Source organism: Roseateles sp. (assembly GCF_049240545.1).
Taxonomy (GTDB): domain Bacteria; phylum Pseudomonadota; class Gammaproteobacteria; order Burkholderiales; family Burkholderiaceae_C; genus Paucibacter_A.
Window position 1 is genome coordinate 1 of record NZ_JBMLSK010000308.1, and the last position, 10,712, is coordinate 10,712.

Genomic DNA, 10,712 nt, shown 5'->3' on the forward strand with positions numbered 1-10,712 from the left:
ATATTCAGTCGGCATTACGTGGTTTAGCTGGTCAGTTTTCGGTCGGCATCAACAGGGAGTTTTAGCAGCATCAATCACAACAGTCTTAAAGTACCCGAAGTCTAGCAATGGAACCTAAGAGCATTCATAACGCAACAGCCAAACAACTACCCGGAAAATCGACAATGTGTATTATGTAAAACAACGTTTCATCGCGACGATGACTCGATGCGATTGTCTGTCGTTGATTTTCAGAATATTGTTCCTACTTTTTTCTAGATTTTGTTCCAAATAGTCCGGAGTCCGGCGTCAGAAATGTCTGTGGCGCTCCAGGGAAAACTGCGCCACAAATGTCCGACCAGGCCTGAATCAGCCAAGTCGCTCTTTTCTGTCGTACGACATAAATGTCTAGACTCCTGATAAGACGTTGTGCCACTTGTGGCTGTCCCACGATGTCAGTGTAATTTTCCTTGGTCGAGCCGAAACCGTGCAGGAAAACGATCGGCTCTAGCGGGCCGCTGCGGCCGATCGCCGCCACGTCGACCATCATCCCGTCGACTTACAGTCGCACGATCCGGCGCCCAAACTTACGAAGGGGCGTCATGGCGCTGTGATCCGACATCAGCTCGTCGATTCGGCGAATTCTTGAATCGCCGTACAGGCCTTATCGAGCGAGGCCTCGTCCATCGCATAGGCGATGCGCAGATACGGCAGATTGGGCGTGTCGGGTCGATGGGGCAGGCAGCGCCACGGCCAGATCGGTCACACGCCGTTTTGGCTCAGGCTCAGGCTCAGACTGAGGCAGCAGCGGCGCCGCTGTCGACCCCACTACCAGGGCTGGGGTGACAGCGGGCACCACCTCGCTGATCGCCGCCACTAGCCGATAGCCCTTGCGCGGCACGGTGACGATGTAGCGCGGCTGGCTGACCTCGTCGCCGACCACGCTGCGCAGCTGCGAGATCGACTGGTACACCGAATCGGCCTGCCATTCACCGATCTGCAAGGGCCGCTTGGCCAGCGGGTCGGCGTCTGCGCCCGGCTTCAAAGGTTCGACCCCGCGCTGAGAAATTCCCGTAAACCTTTGATTTCATTGGCGAATGAAACCTTAAGAGAAGCGCAAGAGTTCCATCAGGACTTGCCGGGCGTGGCCGCAGACCATGGCAACACCAAAACGTCACACCAGGGAGACCTAGTGCGGATCAACCACCCACAACCCAAGATTCTGAGAGACACGCTAGACCAGCGCAGCGCGTCGGGCCATTGCATGCGTGCAAAACACGACGCCCGGCCCGCTCGCTTCCCCCATATTGACGAAGCGTCATCACCACTTCCTGGGACATCAATCTGCCTCGCCGGCTGATGCGCGGCCTGCAGATCCTGAGACGCTGCTGAGACGGTGAACTTGTTGAATGTCCGAACGGCGAACGCACGGGGCGGGCGCCGAACACCCACAAGGAATAGCTGCCATGACAAATCTGCTGAAAGAATTCTGCCTGCGTGCCGGTGCCTGGCACCTGATGGCGGCCTGTGCCTTTGTGCTGGGCATGGGGGCGATGCCGGCGTCGGCCGCCTATCCGCCCGGCATTTACACGCTGAGATTGATCGGGCTGCCTGCGGGGCTGACCGTGGTGTTCAGCACCAAATTGCTGCACTGCGGCGACTCGTCGTACGGTCTCTTTTTCGACTCGGGCAGCGTGACCATGAATTCGCGCGCCATCCAGGCCACAGACCCCGGCTTCGAGCTCCCTTGGGTGTCCCGCACGGTGTATGAAGGCACTGTGCAGCCGACGTTGCCTGTGCCGGAGGGACCTTGCCTGGGGGCCGATGTTGGCAACCATGACCTGGAGCTCAGAGCGTCAGTGCGAACCGGCACCAATCCGGTGAGTCAGACATCGCGCGAGGTTTACTTCCTGCCGCGCGTGATGATGAACAGCAACCTGCGCTTTACCCAAATCCTGGAAGCGCGGTCAAGCTTTGTGCTGTTGCCGGGTCAGACCGGCCCCGTCACGATCACCCGGGACGTGGAAGCCTCAGTGTCTGTCGACAACCTGAACAAGATCGGCACGGCGGCGACCCAGCTGCCGTCGCTGTCGATCGAGCGCAAGCCGGGCCCCCTTCTCCTACCTCGTCAGCTGGTCCGGCTTTGGCTGAATGAACGTGGCCGCACCTGCATCACTGCGGGCAAGACAGTTTGTCAGGGCGACCGGCCGGCCACGCCGTCTGGCGCCATCGTGCATGCCGGAATCGAGCTTTGGCCGATCGTGGCCCGCACCTCTGGCAACGATGTGCCAGCCAACACTAGCCGTGCCCAGTTCAGATTCAAGCTGCCTGCATCTTTTTCAGTGGGCACGTTCAACCTGGTGGCCAATGCGGACGACACCGACGCACCGTTCTATCTGGTGAACGGCGTGCCGACGGCGCTGAACCTATTGCCCTGGAAATCGGCGGTGCATGACGTGGCGGTACAGTGATGCCCAGGGGCTCAGCCGCAACTGCTGCCCGCAGCGCCTGGCTTGCAGCGGCTGGGCCGGTGCAAGCCAGGCATTCGGCCAAGTCGATCGGCCCCGGCCGGCGTGGCGCTACAGGCTGGCTGTGGGGATAGGATTTTCAAACGCCCTTTTTCCCTTCCCCAAGGGCGCCCCGAACACGGCTCTCGACGCGTGTGTGTCGGTTTTTTGGGTGAAGCAAGACTGTTGAGCTTTGATAGCGCCGCCTAAAGTCGTCCTTCTTGCGCGCCTTCCGCGGGTTACTCCTGGTCGCCAGCCAGCTGCCAGCTGCCATCGGTCATGCGAACCCGCGACCGAAGCCGAGTCCAGCTGCCTGAGGCGCCGGGTCGCATGAACCGTCGAGGTTGGGCAGCGTCAGGCTGCGTGCAGCGCCTAGCCACGAGACGGGGCACGAGGCGGTGCACGCGCCTGCAGACCCAAGTACCTGAGGATCTTCTCGGTGACCGGCTGTTCCAGGCTCGCCGCAAGGAGCCTGAGCTGGCCGCCGCAGTTCGGGCAGTGTTCCATGTCGATCTCGAACACGCCGATGATCCCAACCACGTAAGGATCATCAACTGACCCGCTCCAAACCAGCCGTACGCCAATACCCGCAATTGGCCGGGACAGTGAGGAGGGATCTTCGCCAGTAAGCCGCCGTTCACCAAAACGGTCGGCGAACCAAACGTCAGCTTTGCGGCGCTTGTTCGAACTGTTGGCCGAGAACAGGTCCGGACATTTCGAGGACCCTGACAGCTTGGCAACTCGGTGCCAGGATTCGTCTCTTTGCCGCAATGCTGTCTGACTGAAAACTTGCTCATAACCCGGCTTCGCGAGAAGCTCAGGCATCGTATTTATCCTGTTCACCCCAAGGCTCTTTGTTTCTTCTCGCTCAAACCGATTCAGAATCGTCGGTTAGGCCAAGATTGATGTGCGGCGCCGTAGGAAACACTAGCCAGGATGGAGGGGATGAAAGGGATAAAGAAAATCCCGATAAATTGACGTCAGCGCCGCGAATCCCAACCTTGCCACGCCCCTCGCACCGGTCGCCCGGCCGCGCCCTACACGCCAGACTCAGCGTACTCACGCGGGGGAAAGAGTCAGGTCTTGCCATTCAGCATCCACCCCAGCGCTGGATGTGGCCAGGCAATGCATGAAAGCAAGGCCTGACCCTTCGCCGTTGTGGTCAACGCCGCTTTGAAGCGCCACGTCCGGCCGTATGGTTTTGTGATCTGGACCGTGGGGGATTTCACGGACAGGCCTTGAGGCAGCGCCAGTGCCCTTGAGCGGCCGGAGCAGCTTTGACAAAGCGAGCTGAACGGACCATGGCGCCCGCGCTGCGGCCCGTCGAGTCGTCATGTGCAATTCAGAGAATCCAAAAGGTCAGCATGCAGGCCTGCCACTGCTGCTACGCCAACCCATTTTGGAGTCGTGTTCATGCAATCCGCCCCCTTCGCCCTTGCCACCGTCTTGGCCCTTGTTTTGAGTGCAGCCCCTGCTGCTGCGAACGACACGACGGTGCGCTTCGCCACTTTCAATGCCTCGCTCAATCGCGACGCCTCGGGCCAGTTGCTCAGCGACTTGGCCAACCCGCTGGCGACTGGCGTTAGCGCCACGGTTGCCAACCGCATCAAGCAGGCCCACAACGTGGCCGAGATCCTGCAGCGCGTCAACGCCGATGTGGTCTTGGTCAATGAGTTTGACTTCGACTTCAAAGGCAACCCCACCGCCAGCAGCGATGCGATGGCGCTGGGCTATAGCAGCGAAGCGGCCAAGCGCTTTCAGGACAATTTCTTGTCGGCCCCGCATGGCCACGCTAAGCGCGGCTTCACCAACGGCCTGAACTACGCACACCGCTTCACCCCCAACACCAACACCGGCTTGGCCTCGGGGTTCGATCTCAATAACAACGGCAGCGTTGGCGGCGGCGACGATGCTTTTGGCTTCGGCAACTTTGGCGGCCAATTCGGCTTCACGATCTATAGCAAGTACGAAATCGTCGGCGTGCGCAGCTTTCAGACCTTCAAGTGGAAGGACATGCCCGGCAACTTGCTGACCAATGACCCGACCAACAACAAGCTGACCGATTTCTACAACGCCGCCGAAGTCAATGCGCTGCGCCTGTCGTCGAAGAACCATGTGGACGTAACCGTGCGCATCAACGGCCAAGACGTGCATTTCTTGACCGCCCACCCCACGCCGCCCACCTTTGACGGCGCCGAAGATCGCAATGGCAAGCGCAACCACGATGAGATCCGGCTGTGGGCCGACTACATCGCCGGCGGCAGCCAGGGTGCTTATTTGTACGACGACCAAGGCGGCAAGGGCGGCCTGGCTGCCGGTGCGAAATTCGTGATCGCCGGTGACTACAACGCCGACCCGCTGGACGGCGACAGCTTCAAAGGCCTGGTGGCCGGCACGAACTACAACGCCATCAATCAACTGCTGGCCAACCCGCTGGTCAACACCAAGCTGACCCCCAGCGCCGACGGGGGCCTGGACGCCGCCACCCACCCCAGCAACAACGGCAATGCCAACCAAAGCCATGTCGGCGATGCAAGGCAGGACACCGCCGACTTCAGCGACAGCGCACCCGGCAATCTGCGCGTGGACTATGTGCTGCCCAGCGCGAACATGACGATGAGCGGCGCCGGCATCTTCTGGCCCGCCGACCCCGACCGCAACGCGTCCAATAACACCGGCGACTTGTACGACCTGGTGGGCAACTTCCGTGACGCGAACCTTTACGCCAACTTCCCCAGCAGCGACCACAAGGCCGTCTGGGTCGATGTGCAGATCGCGGCTGCTGTGCCCGAGCCCAGCAGCTGGGCATTGCTGGCGGGTGGGCTGCTGGCTGTAGCCGGCCTGGCGCGCCGCCGTCGCCAAGTCTGAGCATCGCGGGTCTGCCTCATCTTCCTTCACTTTGCCCCCTGATTCGGGGGGGGGGGTGAGAGCGAGTTGGGGCAGATCGGCGCATCGCTGTCACTGGCCGCGCCTCCGTCACTGGGCCTCCAAATCTCAGCGGCAACACCCAGCCTTCCGGCGTCGGTCGATCTCGCGCGATGGGCGACAGCAATGGGCACCCTGCCGGCGCCCCTACAGCGCATCCGAATGACAGGATTTGGCCGGGAGCGTTAGGACACAACATCCCCAGTCAGCCGCCGTTGACCAAAACGGTTGGCGAAACGCAAGTCAGCTATGTGGCGCTTGTTCAACTGTCGGCCTGGAGCAGGCCGGGACATTTCGATGGAACGGACTGCGTGGCATTTCAGCGCCCAAAGCATTGCAGTTAGGTCCATGACGAATAGAGATCGATAGACGCTTTTGCTTTGATTTCAGCGCTGCACGGCCAGTGATTGCCGTCTATGCAATACAGGCATGCTTTTGGGGTGAGAAGAAAGACACGTCATCGGTGCCAAGCGCACGAGCGGTTGCGCGAGAATCGTTGTGCTCAAAACATGAACCACGCACCCTTGCGCTTGGGCTTTTGGTGATTCGCTCGCCAGCGACGACGATGAGCTGAAAATTGAGGGGCCATGCCCCGTGAGCACTAAGACAAACACCATTTCGGAATATCGATTGGTAAGGGAGCGAGTGGGGATGCCAACGTTGAATGAACTCAGGCGCGCAGCCGGTGGCCACTACCTGACATTGGCTGCTGGACTGACTCATGTTGTCGAAGACGGTGAAAAGGACGATCCGACAGTTCTGTTGCTGCACGGCGCAACTGTCCCCCATTGGGAGTTTGACCGGCTAGTGCCGCATTTGCGTGCGAATGGGTCGCGAACCGTCAGGTTCGACTTTCTTGGGCACGGACTGTCAGATCGACCTACGGTTGACTATGACTTCGCCCTTTTTTTGAGGCAGGCCTTAGAGGTTCTCGATGGCATCCATACCTCCCGTCCACTGACCGTCCTCGGGCACTCGTTCGGTGCGGCCATTGCTGCAGCGGTCGCCCATGAGCGTCCAAGCCGTGTCCAGCGATTGGTGCTTGTTGCGCCACTGCTTGATTTCATGGCGTATTCCTTTTGGCCAAGGATCTTTGCATTGCCGGGCGTCGGCAGCCCGCTCATGCGCTCAATCGGTCTTCCTGCCCTTGAGCGTCGTCGTCAAAGAAGGTATGCCTCCATCGGAGCTGAACACCTAACTCCGCGTTTTATTGCGGAGGCGCGCGCCCCCGGATACACGGAGGCGCTTGCCTCTATGTTCAAGAAGGGAACGCTCAGTGACCAGCAAGCTCATTACCAGCGCTTGTGCCAAAGCGAGTGCGAGATCCTTGTCATAGCCGGCACTGCGGATCGAGTCGTGCCATTGCAGGACGTGGAGCGGGTTCGATCCATGTTGCCTGAGCACGAGTATCTGGAACTCAAGGGCGCGGAACACATTCTGCTCCTTACGCACCCGGAGCTTGTGGCTGCCGCACTCATCGCACAATGACAACGTCTGTTCCACGCCTGGACAAAATCCTGCGGGCAATGTGAATGGCTTCAAATTGAGCCGGGCAGCTTTCCCAAGCAGCGAATTGGCAATCGGCGGCGCTGACATTAAGGGAGAAATTGAATGCGGTGGGACGCTATGTGCCCAAAGCCGAAATTGACCGGATGGCAGCAGAAGGCTGCTCTGAGTCAATCACGGATCAGCACCTTAGCGACAGCAACCAAGAACAGCGGTCAATGAGCGCCACGGGCCTTAATCGGCAGCTTCATCCTAAGTACCGGTCATCCAACTGCGGCGCTACCACCGCACCGATACGAACGACTGCTTTCGCGCGCTGCCAGAGTCGCATCGCGACCCACAGACACATGCTCGCTCAATTGCGCCGTAACGCAGCTTTGTGCCCATAGCCGAAGTACGACTTCAGGGCTGACGGTCGCCACTGCAGCGATTGCAGCTCTTCGGCATGCGGAACCCGATGCCCTGAAGCTGTCGTGTAAGGCTGCAGCTACGCCGTGATAGGCCGCTTGCCGAGGCGAGTCGCTACTGGGATCACGGGAGGGGATAAACTAAGGGTTTTCCTGCCCCCCCTCGGGGTGATAGGCGCACGGCAAGGTGCTCGCGGAAAATCAGATCCACAGACCGCACTTGCACCAGAAAAGCCGCCTTGCGGCTTCTTGCGAAGCAAATGGCGGCTCCGATTTGAGGGAGAGAGGGTGTGAGCGAGAGTGCGCTGTTTCGCGCCGAGGTTGTGCAGGCACAGTCAGCCCAGTGGCTGGGCCGTATCCGCATCGCGCGGCCGCCCAGCTTTGCCTGGGTCACCGGCATCTCGGTGGCGCTGGCCGCTGCCCTGATCGCCTTTGCCGTGCTGGGCCAGGTGAGCCGCAAGGCGCGCCTGACGGGCCTGCTGTTGCCCAGCAAGGGCCTGATCGGCGTGAGCGCGCCCCAGGCCGGCACGGTGGCCGAGCTGCTGGTGAGCGAAGGCCACCAGGTGCAGGCCGGCCAGCCCCTGCTGCGCTTGAGCAGCCCGCGCCTGCTGACCGAAGGCGACGCCACCGTCCTGGCTGCCCAGGCCCTGGCCCAACGCCGCAGCGCACTCGCCACCGAACGCCTGCTGCTGCAGCAACAGGCCCGCCAGCGTGATGACGCGCTGAATGACCGCCTGCGCAGCCTGCAAACCGAGGCCCGCCAGGCCGAGGCCGAACTGGAAACCCACCGCCTGCGCGCCCAGCTGGCGGCCAAGAGCCAGGCCCGCTTCGAGGAACTGGGCCGCAGCGGCTTTGTCTCCCCCGCCCAGACGCAGCAAAAACACGAAGAGCTGCTGGACCTGCAACTGCGGGAACGCAATGCCCAGCGCAATAGCGAAGCCCTGCAGCGCGAGATCCAGAGCCTGCAGGCCGAGCGCCAGGCCAATCGCACTGCACTGGCCACCAGCCTGGCCCAACTGGAGCGCAGCCTGGCCAGCCTGAGCCAGGAGGTGCATGAGAACGAAGCCCGGGGCGGGCTGATCGTGGCCGCGCCCCAGGCCGGCACCGTCAGCGCCCTGGTGCCCCACCCGGGCCAGGCCGTGCAGCCGGGGCAGACCCTGCTGAGCCTGGTGCCCGAGGCGCGGGCAGGGCATGAGGCTGGACAGAGCGCCCCAGGCAGTTCATCAGCCGCACCGCTGCAAGCCCAGCTCTACGCCCCCAGCCGCACGGCGGGCTTTGTGCAGGCGGGCCAGACGGTGTGGCTGCGCTATGCCGCCTATCCGTACCAGAAGTTCGGCATGGCCCAGGGCACGGTGGCCGCCGTGAGCCAGACCCCCATCGCGCCTCAAGACCTGCCCGCGGGCCAGGCCCAGGCCCTGCTGGCCGCGGCGCAGAGTCAGGAGCCGCTGTACCGCATCACGGTGAACCTGGAGCGACAGCACATCAATACCTATGGGCAGGCACAGGCCCTGAAGGCCGGCATGAGTCTGGAAGCCGATGTGATGCAGGAGCGTCGCGCGGTATGGGAATGGGTGTTGGAGCCCGTCTTGGCGGTTTCCAGCTCAGCAAAGAATCTGATCACTTCGCCTGTGAATTCAGCCAGCCCGGGAGGCTGAAAGGCGGGAGTGGTGGATGCGTGCCGGACGCATTCCGGCATTTTTGGAAAACTGAAAAACATGAGAGCAATTTCGATCAATGAAACCCAGCACGTGCAGGGCGGCGAAGTCGGCGCGACTGGCATGGGGGACAACTATCATTACGCCGGATATACAGACCAACAGGCCACACAGTGCGCTAACACCGTTATGGCGTGGGGCGGAATGGGCGGCGCCATCGGTGGATTGTTCGGGGGGATTGGCGGGCTAGTCGGCATGCTCGTTGGCGGCGCGGCTGGAGCAAGGCGCTCCGAGAGCTGCAACCTAAACTACTACAGGTACTAATCAACCCAACTGAGCGAGCATGGAATGCCATATAGCACAGAAGCAATTTATCGCAAGGCTCCAAATCGCCTGATCCACATTGCCTTTCAAACTCTCGGTTTGACATTGCTGGCCGTAATTGCACTTCGCTATTTTGGCATTTCCATTAGCAGGCACAATATTACAGCACCCCACCATCACGTCTTATTCTTCGGGGCGCTATCTCCTTTCATATACTGGGGATTGAGAAAGAATTCCGCGTTCCTGGCCAACAAAGTACGGCAGCTCTCTTATTCAAAATATACGCCAAAATCTCTGGAATACTTTGCATGGGCTTGGCTTTCATTCTTCTCCAGTCAGTGTGTAATTCAAATCTATTGGTTTCTGATGGACCGTCCGCTACCGCCGGGCTTAGATCCGACCGGTTTCCTCGGAATTTTCTCAGTCTTCAACTATGCACTGCTAACGCCTCTCGCAGAGACAGCAATCCAGATAGCCGTCCTCAGAGTAATTAGCAACCGGGCAAACGAGGGCTATGCAACCTTGATTGCAGCCGCTCTAGCAGCAATTGGGCACGGGATTCATGAACCCATATGGTCAATACCGGCATTTCTCCTCTTCTACATCACCTCTGTAGTCGCACAACGTCAAGCGAAGATACATGGCTACGGCCAGGCCTTCTATTCAGCCTTCATAATTCATGCAGCCAACAATTGCCTCGCACTACTAGTTCTTATAGGCAGGTGGATTTACGCCTGAGTACGGCTTTTTTCATGCTGCGGCGACGGAAAGTACACACGGCAAAGGCCGAATGACCTCGCACCGCTGATCGCCCCTGCATTTGATGCGCCCCCTCCTCCAATCCGAATCCAGCGAATGCGCCCTGGCCTGCCTGGCCATGGTCTGCTCGGCCCACGGTCAGCATCAGGACCTGGCCGATCTGCGCCGGCGCTTCCCGGTCTCGCTGAAGGGCGCCACGCTGGCCCAGTTGATTTCGCATGCCTCGGCACTGGGTTTCTCGTCCCGCCCGCTGCGCCTCGATCTGGACGAACTCGGTGACCTGCAACTGCCCTGCATCCTGCACTGGGACCTGAACCACTTTGTGGTGCTCAAGAAGCTGGTGCGCGGCGGACGGGCGGCCGTGATCCTGGACCCTGCGGTGGGCGAGCGGCGCCTGAGCCTGGATGAGGTCTCGCGGCATTTCACGGGCGTGGCGTTGGAGCTGAGCCCGAACGCGGACTTCAAGCGCCAGGCGCCCGCGCCCCGGGTGTCTCTGACCGAGCTGACCGGCAAGGTCCATGGCCTCAAACGCTCCCTGCTCCAGATCTTTGCCGTGGCGGTGGTGCTGGAGCTGTTCGCCATCGTGGCGCCGCTGTTCAACCAGATGGTGGTGGATGATGTGCTCACGTCGGGCGACCGCGACCTGCTGA

At 60.7% G+C, this 10,712-nt stretch carries 8 protein-coding genes; 6 read left to right on the forward strand and 2 right to left on the reverse strand.

Annotated features, from left to right (window positions below; translation table 11 throughout):
- Positions 1-643: 643 nt before the first annotated feature.
- Positions 644-1,024: a winged helix-turn-helix domain-containing protein gene (locus ACOVRJ_RS19435; protein ID WP_422045476.1), complete on the reverse strand. Its 381-nt coding sequence runs from the start codon at positions 1,022-1,024 to the stop codon at positions 644-646.
- Positions 1,025-1,445: 421 nt separating this feature from the next.
- Here ACOVRJ_RS19435 and ACOVRJ_RS19440 point away from each other — a divergent pair, with 421 nt between their 5' ends.
- On the forward strand, positions 1,446-2,450 hold the full coding sequence (locus ACOVRJ_RS19440) for a hypothetical protein (protein ID WP_422045477.1): 1,005 nt from the start codon (positions 1,446-1,448) through the stop codon (positions 2,448-2,450).
- 408 nt (positions 2,451-2,858) lie between these two features.
- Here the strand turns inward: ACOVRJ_RS19440 and ACOVRJ_RS19445 are convergent, their stop codons facing one another.
- Positions 2,859-3,311 (reverse strand): hypothetical protein, encoded by a 453-nt coding sequence (locus tag ACOVRJ_RS19445; RefSeq protein WP_422045478.1) that lies wholly within the window; start codon positions 3,309-3,311, stop codon positions 2,859-2,861.
- Between the two features lie 588 nt (positions 3,312-3,899).
- On the opposite strand from ACOVRJ_RS19445, the gene ACOVRJ_RS19450 reads away from it, so the two are divergent.
- The 5 genes from ACOVRJ_RS19450 to ACOVRJ_RS19470 all read left to right on the forward strand — a co-directional run.
- Positions 3,900-5,354: an endonuclease/exonuclease/phosphatase family protein gene (locus tag ACOVRJ_RS19450; protein ID WP_422045479.1), complete on the forward strand. Its 1,455-nt coding sequence runs from the start codon at positions 3,900-3,902 to the stop codon at positions 5,352-5,354.
- Between the two features lie 651 nt (positions 5,355-6,005).
- On the forward strand, positions 6,006-6,899 hold the full coding sequence (locus ACOVRJ_RS19455; protein WP_422045480.1) for an alpha/beta fold hydrolase: 894 nt from the start codon (positions 6,006-6,008) through the stop codon (positions 6,897-6,899).
- A 715-nt stretch (positions 6,900-7,614) separates the two neighbouring features.
- Complete coding sequence (locus ACOVRJ_RS19460; RefSeq protein WP_422045481.1) at positions 7,615-8,979, forward strand: HlyD family secretion protein; 1,365 nt, start codon at positions 7,615-7,617, stop codon at positions 8,977-8,979.
- Positions 8,980-9,327: 348 nt separating this feature from the next.
- A complete protein-coding gene (locus ACOVRJ_RS19465; RefSeq protein ID WP_422045482.1) occupies positions 9,328-10,041 on the forward strand; it encodes a hypothetical protein in 714 nt (237 codons plus the stop codon).
- A gap of 85 nt (positions 10,042-10,126) precedes the next feature.
- On the forward strand, positions 10,127-10,712 hold a 586-nt coding region (locus ACOVRJ_RS19470; protein WP_422045483.1), incomplete at its 3' end, for a cysteine peptidase family C39 domain-containing protein.

Coding starts and splice junctions, on each gene's coding strand:
- ACOVRJ_RS19445 (WP_422045478.1), bottom strand. CDS start 3,311: ATGCCTGAGCTTCTCGCGAAGCCGGGTTATGAGCAAGTTTTCAGTCAG.
- ACOVRJ_RS19465 (WP_422045482.1), top strand. CDS start 9,328: ATGCCATATAGCACAGAAGCAATTTATCGCAAGGCTCCAAATCGCCTG.
- ACOVRJ_RS19440 (WP_422045477.1), top strand. CDS start 1,446: ATGACAAATCTGCTGAAAGAATTCTGCCTGCGTGCCGGTGCCTGGCAC.
- ACOVRJ_RS19450 (WP_422045479.1), top strand. CDS start 3,900: ATGCAATCCGCCCCCTTCGCCCTTGCCACCGTCTTGGCCCTTGTTTTG.